At 66.4% G+C, this 22493-nt stretch carries 12 protein-coding genes; 9 read left to right on the forward strand and 3 right to left on the reverse strand.

Going from position 1 to position 22493, the window contains the following annotated elements; translation table 11 throughout:
* Positions 1 to 61 precede the first annotated feature (61 nt).
* The gene (locus tag QXZ94_RS22080; protein WP_315722197.1) at positions 62 to 6358 is read right to left on the reverse strand and encodes a VCBS domain-containing protein; all 6297 of its coding nucleotides are present in this window, start codon (positions 6356 to 6358) and stop codon (positions 62 to 64) included.
* A 600-nt stretch (positions 6359 to 6958) separates the two neighbouring features.
* On the opposite strand from QXZ94_RS22080, the gene QXZ94_RS22085 reads away from it, so the two are divergent.
* Positions 6959 to 7729 carry a transglutaminase-like cysteine peptidase gene (locus tag QXZ94_RS22085; RefSeq protein WP_315722198.1) on the forward strand — a complete coding sequence of 257 codons (771 nt, stop codon included), beginning with the start codon at positions 6959 to 6961 and terminating at the stop codon, positions 7727 to 7729.
* Between the two features lie 16 nt (positions 7730 to 7745).
* Here the strand turns inward: QXZ94_RS22085 and QXZ94_RS22090 are convergent, their stop codons facing one another.
* A complete protein-coding gene (locus QXZ94_RS22090) occupies positions 7746 to 9221 on the reverse strand; it encodes an amidase (protein ID WP_315722199.1) in 1476 nt (491 codons plus the stop codon).
* Between the two features lie 274 nt (positions 9222 to 9495).
* Here QXZ94_RS22090 and QXZ94_RS22095 point away from each other — a divergent pair, with 274 nt between their 5' ends.
* The 5 genes from QXZ94_RS22095 (at position 9496) to QXZ94_RS22115 (ending at position 15991) form a co-directional block, all read left to right on the forward strand.
* Positions 9496 to 10077 carry a LysE family translocator gene (locus tag QXZ94_RS22095; RefSeq protein ID WP_315722200.1) on the forward strand — a complete coding sequence of 194 codons (582 nt, stop codon included), beginning with the start codon at positions 9496 to 9498 and terminating at the stop codon, positions 10075 to 10077.
* Between the two features lie 87 nt (positions 10078 to 10164).
* Positions 10165 to 10518 carry a hypothetical protein gene (locus QXZ94_RS22100; protein ID WP_315722201.1) on the forward strand — a complete coding sequence of 118 codons (354 nt, stop codon included), beginning with the start codon at positions 10165 to 10167 and terminating at the stop codon, positions 10516 to 10518.
* A gap of 58 nt (positions 10519 to 10576) precedes the next feature.
* Positions 10577 to 11845 carry a divalent metal ion exporter subunit IhpA gene (gene ihpA / locus QXZ94_RS22105; protein WP_315722202.1) on the forward strand — a complete coding sequence of 423 codons (1269 nt, stop codon included), beginning with the start codon at positions 10577 to 10579 and terminating at the stop codon, positions 11843 to 11845.
* Positions 11842 to 12831: a divalent metal ion exporter adaptor subunit IhpB gene (gene ihpB, locus QXZ94_RS22110; RefSeq protein WP_315722203.1), complete on the forward strand. Its 990-nt coding sequence runs from the start codon at positions 11842 to 11844 to the stop codon at positions 12829 to 12831. The genes ihpA and ihpB overlap by 4 nt, the downstream gene beginning before the upstream one ends.
* The gene (locus QXZ94_RS22115) at positions 12824 to 15991 is read left to right on the forward strand and encodes a CusA/CzcA family heavy metal efflux RND transporter (RefSeq protein ID WP_315722204.1); all 3168 of its coding nucleotides are present in this window, start codon (positions 12824 to 12826) and stop codon (positions 15989 to 15991) included. The genes ihpB and QXZ94_RS22115 overlap by 8 nt, the downstream gene beginning before the upstream one ends.
* Before the next feature lie 151 nt (positions 15992 to 16142).
* Here the strand turns inward: QXZ94_RS22115 and QXZ94_RS22120 are convergent, their stop codons facing one another.
* Positions 16143 to 16712: a hypothetical protein gene (locus tag QXZ94_RS22120; protein ID WP_315722205.1), complete on the reverse strand. Its 570-nt coding sequence runs from the start codon at positions 16710 to 16712 to the stop codon at positions 16143 to 16145.
* Positions 16713 to 16924: 212 nt separating this feature from the next.
* On the opposite strand from QXZ94_RS22120, the gene QXZ94_RS22125 reads away from it, so the two are divergent.
* The 3 genes from QXZ94_RS22125 (at position 16925) to QXZ94_RS22135 (ending at position 22457) form a co-directional block, all read left to right on the forward strand.
* Positions 16925 to 17320 carry a GFA family protein gene (locus QXZ94_RS22125; protein WP_315722206.1) on the forward strand — a complete coding sequence of 132 codons (396 nt, stop codon included), beginning with the start codon at positions 16925 to 16927 and terminating at the stop codon, positions 17318 to 17320.
* 886 nt (positions 17321 to 18206) lie between these two features.
* Positions 18207 to 19463, forward strand: a complete 1257-nt coding sequence (locus QXZ94_RS22130; RefSeq protein ID WP_315722207.1) for an aminopeptidase — start codon at positions 18207 to 18209, stop codon at positions 19461 to 19463.
* Positions 19464 to 19670: 207 nt separating this feature from the next.
* Positions 19671 to 22457 (forward strand): methyl-accepting chemotaxis protein, encoded by a 2787-nt coding sequence (locus tag QXZ94_RS22135; protein ID WP_315722208.1) that lies wholly within the window; start codon positions 19671 to 19673, stop codon positions 22455 to 22457.
* The last annotated feature ends 36 nt before the right edge of the window (positions 22458 to 22493 follow it).

Below are 22493 nucleotides of genomic sequence, written 5' to 3' on the forward strand. Positions count from 1 at the left end.
ATCCCGCAAGAGCGCTCGGCTTGGCAACGCTGCCGCCCGCATCCCGGACGGGCGCCCCGGCTCAGACGAGGTGGAAACCGTCGTGATGCAGCTTGAACTGGTCGAGCGTCACGCCCTTCAAGGTCAGCGTATCATGCGCCGCATCGGTGATGACGGTGTCGTGGCCATTGTTGGCCGATTGCGCCGATGCGAGCAGCGACTCCGGGTTCACGAACAGCGACTGATCGAACTCGACGACGTCCCGGCTGAGATCGAGATCGCCGATGGTGGCGCTGCCGAAATGCGGGTTGAAGACGAAGGTGTCGTTGCCACCCTTGCCGAAGATCGTGACGCCGCCGCCGACATTGACGAAATTGTCGTCCTGGTCCGTGCCATTCACCGTCGAAGCGCCGTTGCCAGCGAGCGTGACGGTCAGCGCCTTGGTCGCGGTTCCGCCGTGACCGTCGCTCACCCGGGCCTGATAGGTGACGGTCAGCGTATCGCCGGGATTGAGGAAATCCAGGTTGACGTCGGCCGGATGATACGTCCAGTGCAGGACGTCGGGCTTGCCGTCGGATGTGGTGCTGTCGAAGGTGATGGCATGGGCATCGGCCAGCGCCTGGACGTGGGCATTGGCGGGGAGGCTCGGCAGGCCGTTGTACTTGATGACGCCATCGTCGATCACTGCGGCCGTCAGCGTGTCACCGACATCCTTGTCGAGCACGGTCAAGGTGCCCGACATCTTGCTCGCGAGCTGGACCGGCTGATCGGCGACGTTGCCAGCCGAGATGTTGTCGATCTCGAATGCATTCTGGCTGCTGGCCAGCACGACCTTGTTGAACGGTGACAGGCCGAGGAACTCGACATAGCCATTCGAGCTCAGCGACCCCTGGCCGCCATTGGCGAGCAGCGGCGCGACGTCGTTGCCCGTGTAGGACGCGACCAGCTTGTTGCCGTTGTAGAAGGAGATGCTGTTGTAGCTGTCGACCGAGCCCCAATACAGCCCAAAACTGTTCTTGACGCTGTCGAAGGTGATGGTCTCCTGCGCGTGACTGCCGATGCTGAGGTAGTTGGTCTTGTCGGCACCGTCGGCCATGTAGGGCGCCGCCGACACCGGCGAGGAGCCGTGCACGATGCCCGCATTGCCACTGGCCGTGAAGGTCGCGTGCAGCGCCTCGCTGTAGAAGCTGCCGTGACCACGCCCGTTGTCGGAGATGTTGCCGGCCGAGACGTGATCGAAGGTTTCGGTCGGCATGCCCTCGGCATTGGTCTTCGCCGTGCTCGCCAGCACGGTGGCCCGCTCCGACAGGATGACGGTCTGCACCGTCGGGTTGGTCTCGCCGGTGATGACGGGCGCATCCTCTGCGCCATTGACCGTGATGGTGACGGGCACGTCGACGACGACGCCATGGCCGTCGTCGATCGCAACCGTGTAGGTCAGCGTCACTTGCTGGCCAACGCCGAGATAGTCGAACACCTTGTCCCGGGCAGCGAAGGTCCAGGCCTGCGATGCTCCGCCCGTGCCGGTTTCGGTGAGCGTTCCGAGCGACAGCCAGCTCTCGAGCACGGACGCGTCCGCGGGCAACCCGCTATCGTTGCCGGAAGTGGCCACTCCGGTCACCTTCAGGACATGCGCATCGGTGATGTCGGCATCATCGAAGGTGATCGTGCCGCTCGCCTGATCGAGCAGATCCGAGCCGAACGTATCCGTGCGCTCGGCAATCGCCGCGGACTGCACCTCGCTCGTGACGACCGGCAGATCGTTGGTGCCGTTGATGGTCACGACCACCGGCGACATCGCAGTGTGGCCCTGATGATCGTCGATCGTCACCGTGGAGGTGACCGTCACGGTCTGGCCGGCCCCGAGGAAATCGAGCGTGCCGTCGGCAATGGCATAGGTCCAGTCGACTTTGCCATTGTTTGCGCCGCTCTGGCTGAGTTTCAGCGCCTGTTCGAGCGCGGCGATCTGGTCCGGCGTGAGCTGACCCGACAAATCGGTCTGCTGATCGGCCGCAAGCCAGGTCACGCTCTGCGTCCCGATCGACGCAGTCGGCCGGTCGGTCAGGTCCGCATCGGTGAATTTTACGCTGCCGGTGACGCTGTGCTGATCGGACGCCCCCGTCTGCGCCGCCGCTTCGGTGATCGCACCCGGCCGACCCGCATCCGCGACCACCGGCGCCGTGTCGTCGGCCTTCAGCGTGATCAGCGTTCCGCCCTGCCCGTCATCGCTGCCCGCGAAATGCAAGTCGCTGAAGTTGCCTTCGAGCGTCAAGGCGATGCTGTGGCCTTCGCCGTCGACGACCGTGAGCACGCCCTTTTCCGCATCGTAGGATGCCGTCGTCGCGTCGCTCCATTTGATCGTCTGCAGGTCGATCCTGTCGCCGGTGCCGAGACCGGCGAGCTTGGCGGAGAAGCTGGCGTCGTCAATGACGATCTCGCTGTTGCCCTCGCTGCTGAAGTCGATCGTCTGATGGATGTGGCCATCGACTGTCAGCGTCGCATCGGCGTCGACCTTGATCAGCCCGGATCCCTCGACATCGCCCGTGATCTCGAATGTGCCCGCCGTGATCTCGATCGTGCCAAAATTGAAGATCGTTCCGCCGATGCCGCTCAGCCCGCTCGCGGTGATCGTGCCATAGATGTAGAGCGTGCCGTCACTGCTCACCTTGGTATCGGCAAGGCCGAGGGTCGCGCCGGGGTCGACGGTGAAGATGCCGAAATTCTGGACGTCCATATCGGACAGTGTCACGTCGTGGCCGACGATCTGCAGCGTGCCGACGCTGCGGATTTCCAGCGTGCCGCCGGTCAGCGCCGTGTTCCCATCCAGCACCAGAGTCGACTCCACCGGGATCTCGCCATCCTCGTCGATGATGATCACGCCGTCGGTGTTGTCGATGGTGACGTTGTCGAAGGTGGTCGCGGCCGCGGTTTCGACATGCACGGTGCCGTGGTTGACGAGATTGCCTCCGGCGATCGTGCTGTTCTCGATCAGCAGCAGCGCATCGTCGTCGACCTGGACCGTGCCGGAATTGTCGACGGTGACGCCGACCAGGGTCGCCGTCTCGTCTGCCGCAACCTCGAGCGTCGAGCCGTCGCCGATGGTGATGTCGACGCCGGTCAGCGACGCACCGCCCTCGACGGTCAGGACCGCCGTCATCTCCGCGAGCGGACCGATCTCGCCGACCAGCAGCACGCCACCCGCGACTGCGCTGCCGTCGATCGTGCTGTCGCCGTCGACCGAGATCGTCCCCTCGCTGGTGACGGCACCGCCGGCGATGCTCGTCCCGCTCAGCGACAGCGCGCCGCCGAGCGCGATCGTGATCGCGGCGGCGTTCGCATTGGTGATCGTTTCGTCGTCGAAGGCATTGCCGCTGCCCGACACAGCGATGATGCCGGAGTTGTCGAGCGCGCCACCGATCAGCGCGGCGCCGCCGGTCAGTGCGATCGTTCCGCCGGCTTCATTGGTCAGCGTGCCGCCCGACATCTCCGCATGCGAGAGCGTCAGGGTCGCGGACTCCGCGATGGTGACGATCGCGCCAACGGCATTGTCGATGATCGTTTCATTGCCGAGCGCAAGCTCGCCGCCCGCCTTGACGTCGATCAGACCGACATTCGTGATGGTCTCGTTGCTGAAAGTATTTCCGCTGCCCGACACCTCGATCGTGCCGAAATTGGTCAGCTCCCCATTGCTGAGCTCGGCCCCGTTCTTCATGGCGAACAGCCCGTTCACGGGCGTTGGCGTGTCCCCGCCTTCGTTCAGCGTTCCGAAATTCTGAACGACCGGCGCACCTTGGATCAAGATGGTGCCGCCATCGATGCTGCCACCATCCAGGGTCAGCGTCGCGCCGAGGTCGACCTGGATCAGACCGGAGCTGTCCTCGCCGACGTTGGTGACGTCGCCTTGCACCGTCAGCGTTCCGCCGGACAACTCGATCGTGCCGGTGTTGAAGATCCCGGCATCGACCCCGAACATGCCGCCGCCCGCCAGCAGCACGGTGCCGGCATTGTGCAACTCGCTTTGCCCCAGGATCTGCACCGAGCCGCCGACGGTGATCGTCGCAGCCGAGAAGTTGTAGATCAGCGAATCGACCTTGGCCGTCAGCGCGCCGCCGATCGTCAGCGTGCCGTGATTGTCGAGCTCCGGAATGGCTCCGCCGCCGAAATCATTCAGCGTGACCGACTTGGCATAGGCGAGGACGTCCTCGTCGATCGTCACCGGGAAGGCCGGCGTCAGGCCGTGCAGCTGGTCGGTGATGATGATGACGTCGTCATCGGCGGTCGGGACCAGGCCGGTGGCCCAGTTCGCGCCGTCGCTCCACAAATGAACCTGCGCGCCGCTGCTGCCGCCGGCTTGCGTCGTCGCGATCCAGACCACGGCGGGATCGTCGGTCCCGGTGATCGTCACCGTGATCGTCTGGGTCGACGTCGCGCCCTGCGAGTCCGTCAACGTCACCGTATAGGTCAGCGTCACGGTCTGCCCGGCCGGAATGAAATCCGCGACATAGACCGGCAGGTTGCCGAGGCTCCAACTGATCGTTCCGGTGCCGCTGCCGGTGCTGTCGGACGATATCGACGCGGTCAGTGCCTGCGCGAACAGCGCCAGCGGCGCCGGCGGAATGCTGCCGCCGCCTTCCAGAACGGCGCTGGTCAGCGTGGCCGAGACCGTATGCGTGTCGGTGAGGTCGACATCCTTGAAGGTCAGCGTGCCCGCGGTCGGATCGTCGGAGGTCAGCGGCCCGCCGGGAACGTTCGTTCCGCCCTCGAACGCGATCGTCGGCACGCTCGCCGTGATCTCGGGCTTGTCATTGGTGCCTGTCACGGTGATCGTGACGGGGACAAGGGTGAATTCGTTGGACGGCGCAAAATTGTTGTCGACGCGGACGATGTAGGTCAGCGTCAGCGTCTCACCTGCCGCCAGGAAGTCGAAATACTTGTCGGGAACGCTGTAGGTCAGCGTCGCCGTGCCGGAGTTCTTGTTGTTCGGATTAGGCGTGACCGTGATCTTCACGGCCGTCGCCATCACGTCCTGCAGCTGCAGCGCATTCAACGAACCGGTGACATCGGTCTGTTGCGCGCTCTTGTATGAATAGGCGTTGAAGCTCACCGAGACCGTCGGCCGGTCGATGCCGTTGACGTCGAGGAAGCTGACGCGGCTGAGCACGGTGTCGAGATCGCTGCCGTTCCCGGTCTGCCCGGCGCGCTCGATCAATCCGAACGCCGCCGTCAACCGGCCGTCGGCGTCGAAGATCCTGACCTCCGGCGGACCCGGGATGTGCAACGGCTGCTCGCCCGTCTGGCCGGTCCCGGTCGTCGGGCCGGCGTCGTCGATCACGCGGACGATCGGCGTTGCACTGGTGCCGTTGGCCAATGTCACCGGCGTCAGCGCCTGCGGCACGCCGATATCGGTGAAGTGGGTCGTCGACTTCGGGTTGGTGTTGTCGGTGAACTTGAGCGTGAAGACGTCGTTGATCAGCTTCTGGATGTCGGGCGAGAGCGGTACCGCGCTCTGATTGACGATGCCGTTGCTGATCTGGATCTGCTGGCCGGCCTGGTTGACGACGGCGATCGGCTGCAACGTCGTCTTGTCGTACAGCACGTAGGAGCCGGTGCGGCCATCGGGCTCGACCAGCACCTGAAACTTGGCATCGGGCAGACCGCCCTGCCCCGGCACCGTGAAGTCGATCTCGACCAGCACGGCCGTGCCGCGAATGCCCATCGTCGCGACGGGCGTATCGACCTTCATGTCGCCATGCTTGGCGGTCTCGCCGGCCACGAACGAGATCGTGCCGGCCACCAGGCTGATCAGCGAGGAGTTGTTCGACCCGTTGGGGTCGTACACCATCTCGTTCAGCACCATCCGGGCGTTCGAGGACAGGCCGAACACGGTGCCGTCGATGAAGGTGATGCCAACCGTCGAATTCGAGCCGGACTGGACGATGTCGCCCTTCTCGACGTTGTCGCCGTTGTGAAGGAGGATCGAGACGCCGTTGCGGATGACGGTCGCCGTGCCCTGCAGTTTGGTGACGTGACCGATCACCTTGCCGGCGCTCGCAGCGCCGCCGGCCTGGCTCACCTGCACGGCGCCCGACAGCGCGTTGACGAGGTCGCCGGTCAGATGGGCGCCATCGGGCGAGGCCAGCGGCGCCCGCTTCTCGCCCTTGAAGTAGTCCGGCAACACGAGTTCGCGACCATCGGACGACAGCACGAGGTCGAGGCCGGAACGCTTGAAATCGGCGTTGAAAAGAAAATGCGCGTCCGGAACGACGATCGCATCCGCCGGCGCATGGGCCGGCGGCGCATCCAGCTTCAAATAAGCCGGCGCGGACGTGCCCAGGCCGTCGGAGAAAAGCGCGGCGTCAGACTTGCCAGCGTAATTCACGGGGCCACCGACTATGGTTAATTATTACATAACAATTTGTGTTCAAAGCGTGCATATCACTGGCGAGTGTCCGGAGGAACCATCTTCAGCTTGTGCTCCCGAGGCGTGGAAACGGCGGCGTCCACCGGTTTGCTTTGATATCGTCAAGCTTACGCCTTCTTTCTGGCGAGCAAATTGCGGTATAATCAAGTATTCATTGGCCCCGATAGAGCGACTACAAGTCTAGATCTGTATTTCCGAGACCACGATTACAGACCCCGACCGGAACATCCGCACCCGCATACTCCTGCGGACCCATTTCGAGCGGAGGACGGAGACCGGGCGGACGGAAATCTACAAATTGCATCAATTAAGCGTGTGCTGGGGGTGATCGACGGCCACAACCCGAACGCGAATCGCAGTGATCCTACGCGACCCTCGCCTGGCTTTCGCTAGGATTTGTCGCATCGGAGCAACACAACGTTCAGCCTGACTGACGCGATTTTATCGCGGGCACCCCCGCCTTAAGCAGCGCCAAAGCCTCGGCGCGCATGCTGGCCCCAACAACACCCGGTTCCGCAGGCGCGTCTTCGCCGGCGAGGTCCGGGGACGGGGCGTCACATGACCATTCTCGCGCTGATCCGCGCATCATTTGCGGCTGCGGCTGCCACGGCGATGCTGTGGATCGGCAGCCCGGCACAGGCGGGTCCCGTCGGGCAGCCAGCGGAGCTCGGGGCCTTCATCGGCGCTGACGAGCCATTCGGCCTGAGCCGCACGGAGCTCGGAGCCGGCCCGCTGCTGAGCAAATGGGTCACGCTGGCGCATCGGCTCGACGACGAGCGCGTGCAGCTCGCTTTGTGCGACGGAGATCGCGAGCGCTGCGTCTCGCCGGCCGCACTGCGCCTGCTCGCCATCGTCGATCAGGCGCGCGCCAGAGACGGTCGCGCCCGGCTCGGCGAGATCAACCGGGCGATCAACCTCGCCATCCGGCCAGCCAGCGACCAGGTCCAATATGGCGAGCCCGACGTCTGGACGTCCCCGCTCGTCACCTTCGGAAGCCTGGCGGGGGACTGCGAGGACTACGCGATCGCGAAGTTCGTTGCGCTCCGGCTCGCCGGCATTGCGGCGCAGGATCTGCGCATCGTCATCCTCCGCGACACCGCGCGCAACGAGGATCACGCCGTCGCCGCCGCGCGTCTCGACGGACGCTGGCTGCTGCTGGACAACCAGCGGATGGCCATGATCCAGGACGGCGATGCACGGCAGGTGCGGCCCCGCTTCGTGATCGACGAGACCGGCATGTCGATCCTCGAGCCGGCGCCGTTGATGGCCGAGGCGAGCGGCCCGCGGCTCGACCGTCCGGCGCCGGGCACCATGTCCGCCAGCAACTGACGATCGTCCGCAGCGCTCAGTCCCTGGTGACGTGCACGGCCGGTGTCGCCCCGCCGTTCCACTTCCCGTCGATGGCGCGTTCGATCTGGGCGGCCAGCTGCAGCAGCAGGCCGTCATCGGCCTGCTTGCCGATCGCCTGGATGCCGAGCGGCAGGCGATGCTCGTTGGTGGCGAGCGGCAGCGAGATCGCCGGAATGCCGCAGAGATTGGCCAGCGGCGTGAACGCGAAGTTGCGCCAGAGATTGCCGAACCAGTCGAGCACGTCGGGATTGTCGCTGATCGTCAGATATTCCGTGGTGCCGATCTTCGGCGTCGGCAGCGCCGTGATCGGGGTCAGGATGATGTCCCATTCCTCGAAGAAGGCACCGAAGGCGCGCGAGGTGGTGTTGAACACCGCCTGCATCGCCGCGCGCTCGGCGAAGCTGGTGCCGCGGCCCGCTTCCCAGATGCGGATGTTGACCGGCTCGATCAGATCGGCCGGCGGCCGGTCGAGCTGCCGCGACGCCAGGAGGTTGTTGATGACGATCGCGAAGTTCGAGATGTAGCAGGTGGTCTGCGCGGCGAACGCCTTGGGATAGTCGACATCCGGCAGCGCGTAGCCGACGTGATGGCCGAGGCCCTCGAGGAATGTGCCGACGCGCGCGAGCTCGGCCGCAATGTGCGGCGTTGCGCGGTAGTCGCCCCATTGATGCGACAGCGCGATCCGCAGCCTGCCGGGATCCCGCTTGATCAGCTCGACATAAGGCTCCGGCGTGGTCCAGTACGGCATGAACTCGCCCGGCGCGCCGCCGCGGCAATGATCGACGAAGGCCGCCGTGTCGCGCACGCTGCGCGACTGGCAGCCCTGGATCGAGACCAGCCCCGACAGGTCCGACAGATGCGGCGCGATCGAGAACACGCCGCGCGACACTTTCAGGCCGATATTGCCGTTGACGCCGGCGGGAATCCGGATCGAGCCGCCGCCATCGGTCGCATGCGCGATCGGCACCACGCCGGCGGCGACCATCGCCGCACTGCCGGCCGACGAGCCGCAGGTCGTGTAGTCGGTGTCCCAAGGATTGCGCGTCACGTAGACGGCAGGGTTCTCCGCCGAGCTGCAGACGCCGAATTCCGGCGTCGTGGTGCGCCCCATCAGATTGAGGCCGGCCTTGCGCATCTTCGTGGTGAGGTGCGTGTCGGCAGCGGGACGGTTGCCGCGCATGTAGAGCGAGCCCTGCTCCTGCAGGCGGCCGGCCATGGTCGGGCCGAGATCCTTCATCAGGAACGGCAGGCCGGCAAACGGACCCGCGGAATTCGCCCCGGCCTTGATCGGATCCTCGACCGCGTCGGCGAACACTTCAACGACGCCGGACAGCTTCGGATCGACCCTGGCGATGCCCGCCGCGGCCTGCTGCGCCAGCTCCGCCGCCGTCAGCTCGCCGCTGCGAACGCGCGCCGCCAGCGCCATGCCATCATGCCGGGCCCACTCGTCCCAGCTCATCGCCAAAGTCATCTGTCGTCCGATCCTTCGCGCGACCACCGATGGATGCGATGATTCTGCGCAGTGGTGTTCCGCCGCGGACCTTAGTTTGCGAAGGCAACGAGTCAATCAAGCACGCTGCATGCCGCCAATACGGCCTGCTCATGCGCCGCGGCTTACCGCTGAGCAAGGACACGTTCCGGAAATCGGAACTCAAGCTCCCTCGAGCCGCGAGCCGATCGCGAGATGCCTGGCCGACCTTGACCCGCATCAAGGCAAGCAGACGGCGCGCGTGCTCGATGCCCGGATGGACCTCCCGACCTTCGTCGCCGCAAGCATCGCCCTCCTCGCCACGCCCGGACCGACCAACACCCTGCTCGCGACTGCGGGCGCGAGTCGCGGCATCCGCAGCTCCGTGCACCTGCTGCTTGCAGAACTCGCCGGCTATCTGCTCGCGATCCTGGTCCTGCGCGTCGCGCTCGGTCCGGCGCTCGCGGCGATGCCGGTGATCGGTCACGTCCTGCGCATCGCGGTCGTGCTCTATCTGCTGCATCTCGCCGTCGAGCTGTGGCGCCACGGCGGCGGCCGCAGTGACGATGCCGTGCCGGTGACGCTGCGCCGGGTGTTCATCACGACGCTGCTCAATCCAAAAGCCATCATCTTCGCCTTCACGCTGCTGCCGGCGGACGACACGGCGCGCCTGCTGCCGCACGCCGCCGCACTCGCTTTGTCGATCGCGACCCTTGGAGGCGGCTGGATCCTCGTCGGCGCAACCTTGCGCCACGGCCTCGGCGGCCTCGTGCCGGCTGCGCTCGGCTATCGCTGCAGCGCTGCGGCGCTGGCCGTGCTCGCCTGCGTGATCCTCGCGCCGGCGCTGGCCGTGCCGTAAACGGTTCCGCTTGTTACATTGTTGCTGATCGACAACGCCCGACGCCGCATGCTATCCGCGGAGCGAACAGGGGGCACCGTGCGCGGCATGGGTCGATCATATCTCACGAGCCGTCCGCGCCTGCTGCGCCGGATCGCGGCGTTGTGCCTGATGATCGCCTATCTGCTTGCCGGCACGCTGCACGGCGCCTGCGATCTCGATGTCGCGCATGCGTCGGCCGGCAAGCCGGAGATCGCCTCCCTGCTCGACAAGGCCGGGCACTCCGACCAACGCGGCATCGCTGATCATCATTGCCATGGCTGCTTCTCGGTGGCCGTGCCGCAGCTGCAGCTCGCGGCCGTTCCGGCCGAGATCGTCGCAGCGACGGACTGGCCGATCCCCGCCATCAGTGCCGGCATCCTGTCCGAGTCCGATTCACCGCCGCCAAGACACCTGACCTGACGCTACGTGCCGGACGGCGAACGCCGTCCTTCCTCGCTCGTCCAGACAGGTTCATCTCATGCCATTCCCCGCGATGGCTGCGCGCGCGATCTGCGCCGCGGCCCTGCTCGCGACGTCCGCGCACGCCGCGGCCGCACAGACGCTGACCTTGCGCGAGGCGCTGTCGCGCGCGCTCGCCACCAATCCCAGGCTGTCGGCCGCCGACCGCGACATCGGCATCGCCTCCGGCCAGCGGCTGCAGGCCGGCGCGCTGCTCAATCCGGAGCTCAGTTACGAGCAGAACAATTCCCTTGGCTCCGGCCAATATCGCGGCACGCGCTCGGCCGAGACGACCTTGCAGATCAGCCAGGCGTTCGAATGGTTCGGCAAGCGCGACGCGCGCGTCGCCGCCGGACAAGCCGGAGTGCGCGTCGCCGAGATCCAGCGCCAGGCGGTGCGGCTCGAAGTCCTGTCGGAGACGGCGATCGCCTTCGTGACGGTGCTGGCCACGCAGCGCCGCATCCAGATCCTCGACGACCAGGTCGCCGCGCTCGATCGCCTGACGCCCTTGCTGCGGCGGCGGGTCGAGGCCGGTGCGTCGTCGCCGGCGGAGACCGGCCGCGCCGAGGTCGCCTCCGCCCTGGTGCGGGCCGATCGCGAGCGCGTCAAGGCGACATTGGCGAGCGCGCGCCGTGAGCTCGCCGTGCTCACCGGAGACAGCTCGGCGAAACTCCCTTCCGTCACCGGCCGCTTCGATGCCACGACCCAACCGCCGTCGTTCCAGACCGTCATCGCGGCCATCGATGCCAACCCCCAGCTCGTGCGCTGGACTGCCGTCTACGCGCAGCGCAACGCCGAGCTGCTGCTGGCGCGGCTGAAACCCTATCCGGACGTGCGCGTCGGCGCGGGCTGGCGGCATTTCAACGACACCCAGGACGATGCGGTCCGGCTCAGCGTCTCCGTGCCGATCCCGGTGTTCGACCAGAACCAGGGCAACATCCTCTCGGCGCAAGAGAGCGTCGCCAAGACCGAGGCCGAACGCAAGGCCAACCGCAACGCGCTGCTGGTGATCGCCGGCCGCGCCTACGATTCGCTGCAGGGCTCGCTGCGCGAATTGTCCGTGCTGCGCGAGATCGCGATCCCCAAGGCGCAGGAAGCCGCGGACGAGATCGCGCAGGGCTACAGCGCCGGCCGCTTCTCCCTGCTCGAGGTGCTCGATGCGCAGGCGAGCGTGGCGCAGGCGCGGCTGCGCGAGCAGGAGGCGCTGCAGAACATCCATGTCGCCGTGGCGACGATCGAGGGCCTGGTCGGCCGTCCCTTCACGCTGGCACGGGAGACCGCGCGATGAAGACATCCACCGTCATTCTCATTGCGATCATTGCGGCCGTCGGCGGCGCCGGAGCGTCGCGCCTTCTGGTGGATGCGGTGCCGCACACCGAAGCAGCTGCCGGCCATGCCGAGAAGGACCACGCCGAGAAGGCGCCGAAGGATCACGTCGAGCAGGACGAGCACGGCGCCGACCGCATTCGCATCAGCGACGTCAAGCTCGCCGCGGCCGGCGTGACGCTGGCCGAAGCCGGGCCGGCAACCTTGTCGGATACGCTGGCGTTCAACGGCGTGCTCCGCGCCAATCAGGAAGCGCTGGTGCAGGTGACGCCGCGCTTTCCCGGCATCGTCCGCGCGATCAGGAAGCGCATCGGCGACACCGTCGCCAAGGATGAATTGCTGGCATCGATCGAGAGCAACCAGAGCCTGACCGCCTACGATCTCAAGGCGCCGATCGGCGGCACCATCATCGACCGCCAGATCTCGCTCGGCGAATACGCTTCCGAGCAGAAGCCGGCCTTCGTGGTCGCCGATCTCTCGACCATCTGGGTCGACCTGTCGATCTACCGCCAGGATCTCCGGCGCGTCCGGCTCGACGACGAGGTGCTGATCGATCCCGACGACGGCCGCGGCACGATCCGCGGGCACGTTTCCTACATCGCCCCCGTCGGCGCCAGCGAGACCCAGACCGCGCTGGCGCGCGTCGTGCTGGCCAATGCCGACGGCCGGCTGCGCCCCGGCCTGTTCGTCTCGGCGCGGCTGGTGCTGGCCAAGCGCAGCGTCGCCGTCGCGGTTCGCGCCAGCGCGATCCAGACCTTGGAGAACAAGACCGTCGTGTTCGTGCGCGAGGAGGGCGACAAGATCGAGGCGCGTCCCGTCGCGCTCGGCGAGTCCGATCCGACCCATGTCGAGATCCGCGACGGCCTCTCGCCCGGCGAGCACTACGTCGCCGAGAACAGCTTCGTGGTGAAGGCGGAGATGGGCAAGGGGGAGGCCGAGCATGATTGACGCGATCCTGGCTTTCGTCGTGCGACAGCGCTGGCTGGTGCTGCTGGTCTCGCTCGCCGCAGCGGCGTTCGGCGCCTGGAATTTCACCCGGCTGCCGATCGATGCGGTGCCCGACATCACCAACGTCCAGGTGCAGATCAACACCAAGGCGCCCGGCTATTCGCCGCTCGAGACCGAGCAGCGCATCACGTATCCCGTCGAGACCGCGATGGGCGGCCTGCCGCGCCTCGACACCACGCGCTCGCTGTCGCGCTACGGGCTGAGCCAGGTCACCGTCGTGTTCCAGGACGGCACCGACATCTACTTCGCGCGCCAGCAGGTCAATGAGCGCGTCCAGGAGATCAAGGATCAGCTGCCGCCCGGCATCGAGGTCGCGATGGGACCGCTCTCGACCGGCCTCGGCGAGATCTTCATGTATGCGGTGGAAGCAAAGCCCGGCGCCAAGACCGCCGAAGGCACCGACTACTCACCGACCGATCTGCGCACCATCCAGGACTGGATCATCCGGCCGCAGCTGCGCGGCGTGCCCGGCGTGATCGAGGTCAACACCATCGGCGGCTTCGCGCGCCAGTTCCACGTGCTGCCGGATCCCGGCCGCCTGATGGCCTACAAGATCAGCTTCCGCGACGTCATCGCCGCCCTCGCCTCCAACAACGCCAATGTCGGCGCCGGCTATATCGAGCGCAATGGCGAGCAATATCTGGTGCGCGCGCCCGGCCAGGTCGGCAGCGCCGCCGAGCTCAGGGACATCGTGATCGGCGCCCGCGGCGGCACGCCGGTCCGGATCGGCGACGTCGCGGAGGTCGCCGAGGGACGCGATCTGCGCACCGGCGCCGCGACGCTGAACGGCGAGGAGACGATTCTCGGCACGGCCATGCTGCTGATCGGCGAGAACAGCCGCGCCGTGGCGCGGCGCGTCGCCGCCCGGCTCGACCAGATCGCAAGATCATTGCCCGAGGGCGTGATCACGCGCACGCTCTACGACCGCACCCATCTGGTCGAAGCCACGATCCGCACCGTGGAGAAAAATCTCCTCGAAGGCGCAGCCCTTGTCGTCGTCGTGCTGTTCCTGCTGCTCGGCAATATCCGCGCCGCGCTGGTCACCGCCTGCATCATCCCGCTGTCGATGGCGATGACCATCACCGGCATGGTCGAGAGCAAGGTCAGCGCCAATCTGATGAGCCTTGGGGCGATCGATTTCGGCATCATCGTCGACGGCGCCGTCATCATCGTCGAGAACTGCCTTCGCCTGCTGGCGCAGGCGCAGCACAACAAAGGCGGCCTGCTGACGACGTCCGAAAGATTGCAGACCATCGTCAGCGGCGCCCGCGAGGTGATCGGGCCGAGCCTGTTCGGCACATTGATCATCGGCGTGGTCTATCTCCCGGTGCTGACCCTGACCGGCGTCGAGGGCAAGATGTTCACCCCGATGGCGCTGACCGTGCTGATGGCGCTCGGCGCCGCCGTGCTGTTCTCGATCACCTTCGTTCCGGCCGCGGTCGCGATCTTCGTCACCGGCAGAGTGTCCGAGCAGGAGAACCTGGTGATGCGCAGCGCACGGCGGATCTACGCGCCGCTGCTGCGGACCGCGATCGCCTATCGGATGACGGTCGCAGCCGGAGCCATCGTCATCGTCGCCGTGAGCGGCGTTGCCGCGACGCGGATGGGCGGCGAGTTCATTCCGAGCCTCGACGAGGGCGACGTCGCGCTGGCCGCGCTGCGCATTCCCGGCACGAGCCTCACGCTTTCAGTCGATCTGCAGAAGGCGCTGGAGACGCGCCTGCGCCGGATCCCCGAGGTCAGGGACGTCTTCACCCGGATCGGCACTGCCGAAGTCGCCACCGATCCGATGGCGCCGTCGCAGGGCGACGGCTACATCATGCTGAAGCCGCGCAGCGAATGGCCAGATCCGGCCAAGGACAAGGCGAAGCTGGTGGCGGAGATCGAAGCGGCCGCCGACGAGATCCCTGGCAGCAATTACGAGATCTCGCAGCCGATCCAGCTGCGTTTCAACGAGCTGATCTCCGGCGTCCGCAGCGATGTCGGCGTCAAGATCTTCGGCGACGATCTCGACATCCTGCAGGGCGCCGCACGCCAGGTGGAAGCTGCGATCCGCGGCATCAATGGCGCGACCGACGTCAAGACCGAGCAGGTCGCCGGACTGCCTATCCTCACCGTGAAGATCGACCGCCAGGCGCTGTCGCGCTACGGTCTCAGCGTCGCCGACGTGCAGAACGTCGTCGAGATCGCGATCGGCGGCAAGGCGACGGGAAAGCTGTTCGACGGCGACCGCCGCTTCGACATCATCGTCCGTCTGCCCGAGCGCCTGCGCGGCAATCTCGATGCGATTCGCGCCATCCCGATTCCGCTGCCCGCCGGAGAGGACACGACGGCGACGCCGCTGCGCACCGCCTTCAACACCACGAGCCAGCCGCGCTACGTGCCGCTGTCGTCGGTGGCCGCGGTCGCCTCCGCGCCGGGACCGAACCAGGTCAGCCGCGAGAACGGCAAGCGCCGCATCGTCGTGTCAGCCAATGTCCGTGCCCGCGATCTCGGCTCGTTCGTCACCGAGGCGCAGGCCGCGGTCGCGGAGAAGGTCAAGCTACCGCCGGGCTACTGGATCGGGTGGGGCGGCCAGTTCGAGCAGCTGGTGTCGGCGACAAAGCGCCTCACCATCGTGGTGCCGATCGCGCTCGCATTGGTGTTTCTGCTGCTGTTCATGAGCATGGGGTCGCTGGCCGATGCGGCGCTGGTGTTCTCCGGCGTGCCGCTGGCGCTGACCGGCGGCATTGCCGCGCTGCTCGCCCGCGGCCTGCCGCTGTCGATCTCGGCCGGGGTCGGCTTCATCGCGCTGTCCGGCGTCGCCGTGCTCAACGGCCTCGTCATCATCGCCTTCATCGAGCGGCTGCGCCGGGAGGGACGCTCGGTGCGCGTCGCGGTGGAGGAAGGCGCGCTGGCGCGGCTGCGGCCGGTGCTGATGACCGCGCTGGTCGCCTCGCTCGGCTTCGTACCGATGGCGCTCGCCACCGGCGCCGGCGCCGAGGTGCAGCGCCCGCTCGCCACCGTCGTGATCGGAGGCATCATCTCCTCGACCGTGCTGACGCTGCTGGTGCTGCCCGCGCTCTACGTGCTGTTCAGGCGGGAGACGCGGGCAGGCTAAAGCATGATCCGGAAAAGTGCGCAGCGATTTTCCGAAACGATCATGCACAAACAACAACCTAAAGCGCGATGACGATTCATCCTGATCTCATCGCGCTCTAGCGACGTGGCGAGCGCTCCCGCTTGCCACGTCGCGGGACGATGTCGCGGCGTTAGTTGAACACCGGGGTCGCGTTGGCCATCCAGCCATCCAGCCGGCCATTGCGGGCGAACCGCTGGTAGCGCGGCGCGCGGGCCTCGCGCGTCGTGCGGGAGGCTGCGCCGAACATGGTCGAGCCGCCCCTGGGGTTCACGATCGTGTAGCCCGCAATCGAGCGCGGATGCTCGCGGGTGACGTGACCGCCGGAGTTGCCGTCGTGAACGAGCCAGACGTTGCCGGCCACCTGCTGCTGCAGGATCATGACATGCCCGGAGCGGACCGCCGCCATGCCCGGCGCGGGCGCCGTGCGCGGAAAGCGGCGCCAGTTCGATGCGAGATTCAGCTCGGGAATGACGCGGCCGAAGGTGTAGAGCGACGCTTCGCAGCCACAGAACGCGTGCGGGCATCCTGACGGCCGGCCACCGACGACGCGGCCTTCACCCGGAATCGAGGCCATCGCGTTCATGACGGAGTGGTGGCGGTGCGAATAATGATGATGACGGTGATGATGATGGCGAGGGCGGGCCTCCGCCTGAACTGATAGAGCGAGCAATGCGACGACGACAACAACAACGCGGTACATTCGGAGGACTCCTGTACACTGTGAAATCCCCCTGCCGCGCGCCTTTCAACGGCCAAACGTGTCCTCAACGTGACCGAATCGCCCGCGAGCCATGCATTTGCGGGATGCGCCTGCCCGCTTCGGCAGTTCCCAATTGACCTATTTGCTTGACTCGCTCCCACTGCACGACCGCCCAAGATCAACTCATCAATCGAAGCTCGCAGGAGGAAAATATGACCGCATTCCGTGGTAGTTGCCTGTGCGGCGAAGTTGCCTTTGCGGTTGATGGACCGTTCGACAAATTCCTCAACTGCCATTGCTCGCGCTGTCGCAAGGCAAGCGGCACGGCCCATTCTTGCGAGGTCATCGTCAGGGCAGAAGCGCTGCGCTGGCTGCACGGCGAAGCCAGCGTCACGCGCTTCGACCTGCCGCAGGCGCGGAGCTTCGCGACCGCGTTCTGCTCCCGATGCGGCAGCCCGATGCCGCATCTGACCCGCAGCGGCCGCGAGGCGATCGTGCCCGCCGGCAGCTTCGATCAGCCGCTCGGCACCGCGCCGGATCGCCACGTCCATTGGACATCTCGTGCGGATTGGTACGTCCACGGTGAGCGCCTGCTCATCGAGGATTGAAGCTGCGAAGCTGGCCCTGCCTGCCCGGCGGGCGACTCGCCCAGGATGGGAGGGCTCGAGCAGGTCTCCGAGCCGCGCAAACGACCGTGCGCACGAATTCTGATTTCACGAGCAGGTTCAAGCTGATTTGGGCTGTCCAGTCCCTCGGACGAAAATATTCCGCTTCGCGTTTTCGGAATTTCATGATCTTCTCCCGTCATCCCGCCTCATCGACGAGGGGCGCTGCGCGGTCGTCACGAAGCGTGGAGTGCGGGATGTGATGGGCGGGCCGGTTTGCAGCGTGAGCAGTCGCGCCGACGAACAACACCGGCCCGCACGGTCAAGTCGCGTGGTCCTGGCCTCCCGAAGCTGAGGTCAAGTCCGTGCCGATGCGCTGCAAGCGCTCGCGTGGATGACGGTGGCCAACAAGCCCGGCGCACCGGGGAGATCGCGAAGCAGCCGTTCAAACCATCGCGCAGGGAGGGCCGGGTCGATCCGGCTGGACCTGTGGTACCTGCCGCCTGCATTTTTTTCGCAGGCGGGCCACGGGCCTCAGTCGAGGCCCGGCCTTCCCTGCACCCTCGGTTTGGAGGGTGATCAATCACAACACTCGGACGCAAACAGCGGGCGCGAGAATGAATGACCGCGCCGATCTTCTCCGCAGTCGTCCCGGACAAGCCGTGACGCGCAACGCGCGTCGCGGCGCCGATCCGGGACCCATAATCCGCAGCAGTCGTACGAGGCACGCTGGAGCATCCCGCTCGTGCACCCATTCCCGCCGGTGGCTATGGGTCCCGGGTCAAGCCCGGGACGACAGCGAAGAATGCCGCGCTGCCTTCGCCATTGACCGCCGTATCCATTGGCCTATCTCTTCGAAGATCCCCAAAGCAACGGAACTGGACACCCGATGACAGCACATCCCCGAAGCTTCGATACCGCCATCGATCCCGTGAAGCTCGACCGCCTCGCCGAGGTGGCGGTGAAGGTCGGGCTGCAATTGCAGCCGGGGCAGGATCTGCTGCTGACGGCGCCATCGGTGGCGCTGCCGCTGGTGCGCAAGGTCGCCGAGCACGCCTACAGAGCGGGTGCTGGGATCGTCACCTCGTTCTTCTCGGACGAAGAGTTGACGTTGGCGCGCTACCGCTTCGGTCATGACGACAGCTTCGATCGCGCCGCCGACTGGCTCTACCAGGGCATGGCCAAGGCGTTCTCGGAGAACACCGCGCGCCTCGCCATCGTCGGCGACAATCCCATGCTGTTGTCCGGCCAGGATCCGGCCAAGGTGGCGCGCGCCAGCAAGGCCAACTCCAAGGCCTATCAGCCGGCGCTGGAGAAGATCACCAATTTCGAGACCAACTGGAACATCATCGCCTATCCGAGCCCGGCCTGGGCCAAGCTGGTCTTTCCAGACGTCCCCGAGGAGGCCGCGGTGGCAAAGCTCGCGGACGCGATCTTCGCCGCGTCGCGGGTCGACCGCGAGGATGCGGTGTCGGCCTGGGAGCGTCACAACGCTGTGCTGCGCGAACGCACCGAATGGCTCAACGGCCAGCGCTTCAGCGCGCTGCATTACACCGGCCCCGGCATGGATCTCACGATCGGTCTGGCCGACGGCCACGAATGGGAAGGCGGCGCCTCGACCGCCAAGAACGGCATCACCTGCAACGCCAACATCCCGACCGAGGAGGTGTTCACGACGCCGCACTGCCGCCGCGTGTCCGGCCACGTCAGGAGCTCCAAGCCGCTGTCCTACCAGGGCACGCTGATCGACAACATCCAGGTCAGGTTCGAGGAAGGCCGCATCGTCGAGGCCAAGGCGTCGAAGGGCGAGGAGGTGCTGAACAAGGTTCTCGATACCGACGAGGGCGCGCGCCGGCTCGGCGAGGTCGCGCTGGTGCCGCACTCCTCGCCGATCTCCAAGAGCGGGTTGTTGTTCTACAACACGCTGTTCGACGAGAACGCCGCCTCGCACATCGCGCTCGGCCAATGCTACTCGAAGTGCTTCGTCAACGGCACCTCGCTGTCGCCGCAGCAGATCGCGGCGCAGGGCGGCAACCAGAGCCTGATCCACATTGACTGGATGATCGGCGCGGCCGAGACCGACATCGACGGCGTCCATGCCGATGGCCGCCGGGTGCCGGTGTTCCGCAGGGGCGAATGGGCCTGATCTGATTCACGCGGTCGGCGGTGCATCGCATGATGAGACCGCCGACTGCACGAGATCGTGCGTAGAATTGTTTGTTGTTGTTCAAAGCCGTAGATCTACTGCATCCAATGGTTGAATAGTTCGTTCCTGCCCGCCTCGATTAGTTCGTCCTTAAGCACGATCCATGACACTCGCCCCTGTTGCTCAATTGATTCACAGGGAACGACAATGAGTGCGCTCGCGGTCTCCGCGCAGGGTCGGATTCGTTTTGGGCTCAAGGGCCAGATTCTTTGCCTCGGTGTCGCCGGCGTGGCGGTCATCGGCTGCCTCTATCTCACCGGACTATCGATCGAACGGCGCAGCCAGCAGGTTGCGGATCGTGTCGGGATGCTGGCTGGCTTGAGCGGCGGCATCTGGGAAGGGCTGTTACAGGCCCGCGGCACCGCGACGGAGTTCCTGCAGAAGCCGTCCGACGCCAAGGTTGCCGCGCATCAGCAGATCGTCGCGTCGATCGGGTCGCGGCTCGACCGCGCCGACGCAATCCTGTCGGCGGCTCCCGGCGACGAGACCGCGCGGCAGGCCGCGTCGTCGCGCGAGGCCATCGCCGGCCATGCGGCGCGTTTCGCCAACGTCGTCGCAGCGCAGAAGATCATCGGCTTCGACGAGAACGACGGATTGCAGGGCAAGCTGCGCGGCGCCGTTCGCGCGATCGAGACCCAGTTGACGAAACACGATCAGCCGCGTCTCGCCGTGCTGATGCTGATGATGCGGCGGCATGAGAAGGACTTCATGCTGCGCGGCGATCCGAAATACGGCGACGACCTGCGCAAGCGCGTCGACGAGTTCGGCGCGGCGCTTGCGAAATCCGATCTGCCCGAGGCGGTCAAGTCCGAGATCGTCAAGCTGATGGACGTCTATCGCGCGAGCTTCCTCGCCTATATGGGCGGACAGACCAAGCTGCTGGACGAGGCGGCAGAGCTGACACGGCACTACGAGAGCGTCAGCCCGACGCTGCAGGGAATCCGCTCCGCCGCCGATCAGCGTCTCGGTGTCGTCAAGGCCGAGCTTGCAAGCGTCAAGGACTCGGTGTTCTGGTCGATCTGCATCACGGTGCTGATCACGGCGATTGCGGCTCTGCTGTTCGGACGCTGGCTGGCTTCGCCGCTGCTGCAGATGGCCCGCGCCATGGAGCGGCTGGCGCAGAATGATCTCGATGTCCAGCTGGAGCCGGTGAAGCGCCGCGACGAGGTCGGCCAGATCTCGCGCGCGCTCGGCATATTCCACGGCAAGCTGCTGGAGAACCGGCAGCTCACGGAGGAGCAGGCCCGCGCGAAGGAAGCCGCCGAGCGCGAGCGCAAGAAGATGTTCGCCGAGATGTGGGAGCTGCTCGAGACCGATCTGGATTGCGCCGTCGCCGAAGTCATGACCATCAGCGGCGATGCGTCGTCGCGCAGCGCTCAGGCCGTCTCGGAGGCGAAGACGATTGCCAGCGAGGCCGGCATGGTGGCCCAGGCGTCGGCTCGCGCCAGCAGCAACGTCACGACGGTGTCGAGCTCGGCGGAGGAGCTGTCGGCAACGGGACGGGAGATCGCCCAGCGCGCCGCCGAGACGGCCGAGCTGGCCAGCCGCGCCGCGCGGGAAGCCCAGCAGGCCGGCTCGACGGTCGCCGCCCTGAGCGATGCGGCCGAGCAGATCTCATCCGTCGTCAGCACCATCGCCGAGGTCGCAGCCCAGACCAATCTGCTGGCGCTCAACGCCACGATCGAGGCGGCGCGCGCCGGCGAGGCGGGTGCCGGCTTTGCCATCGTCGCGCACGAGGTCAAGGCGCTGGCGCGCAAGACCTCCGACGCCGCTGACGACATCGCCCAGCGCATCGAGCGCATTTCGACTGCGACCTCGGATTCGACGGCCGTGATCAGCAAGATCAGTGCTGCGATCGGCAGCATCGACGGCGCCAGCGCCGCCATGGCCGCGGCCGCCGAGCAGCAGGAGGCGACATTGCGCGAGGTCGCGCGCAGCCTCACCGAAGCCTCGGCCGGCGTCGCCCTTGTGGCAGAGAACGTCACCCGCATCTCCAGCCGTTCGACGGAGATCGAACAGCAGACCCAGACCGTGTCCGAACTCGTGAACGGCACCAATGGCCGCGTGTCCGAACTGCGGGCCAACCTGATGGTGTCGCTACGGACCTCCAGCCTCGGCGATCGTCGCTCGTCCGACATGCGCCGGCCGCTCAGCACGCCCGCGCGCCTGCACAGCCGAGGCGGTCATGTCGACGGCGCCCTGCTCGATATCTCCGGCGGCGGTTTGCGTTTCCGGGCTGCGATGGACGTGGTCGGGCTGGCCGAGCAGCAGCGGGTCAGGGTCGAATGCGCAGCGTTCGGCGTCGTGGAAGCCGACATCGTGGCGATCGGCAATCGCGACGTTCATCTCAGCTTCGGCGAGCTCGACCAGGCCCAGCGCGAAGCAGTCGATGGATTGCTCGCCAAGATCGATCGCGCCGAACAGGCGCATGTCGATGCCGCGCGGGCCATCGCGGACGAAATCACCGAGGCGATCGAGCGGTCGATCGCCTCGGGCGAGTCCACCGTGGCGCAATGGTTTGATTTCGACTATCAGCGCATTCCGGGCACCGATCCCGAGCAGTTCGAGGCGCCGTTCACGGCGCTCTGCGACCGGCTGCTGCCGCCCATCCAGGAGGCTGCGCTGGTTGCGGATCCGAACGTCGTGTTCTGTGTGGCGATCGACCGCAACGCCTACATTCCGACGCACAACCGCAAGGTCTCACTGCCGCAGCGGCGCGGCGAGCGGGTGTGGAACGTGGGCAACAGCCGCAACCGCCGCTTCTACAAGGACCGCGCCGGCATGGCCGCGGCCCGGACCCTTCATGGCCATCTCGCGCAACGTTACGAGCGTGACATGGGCGGCGGCGTCACCATGCTGGTGAAGGAGATCGACGTGCCGATCAGGATCAACGAACGCCATTGGGGCGGGCTGCGGCTGGCGTTCAAGATGTAGATGAGCACGAGCTTGCACCACACAGACGCCAGCCGC

The sequence above is a fragment of the Bradyrhizobium sp. SZCCHNS2022 genome (genome assembly GCF_032377575.1).
Lineage (GTDB): Bacteria > Pseudomonadota > Alphaproteobacteria > Rhizobiales > Xanthobacteraceae > Bradyrhizobium > Bradyrhizobium aeschynomenes.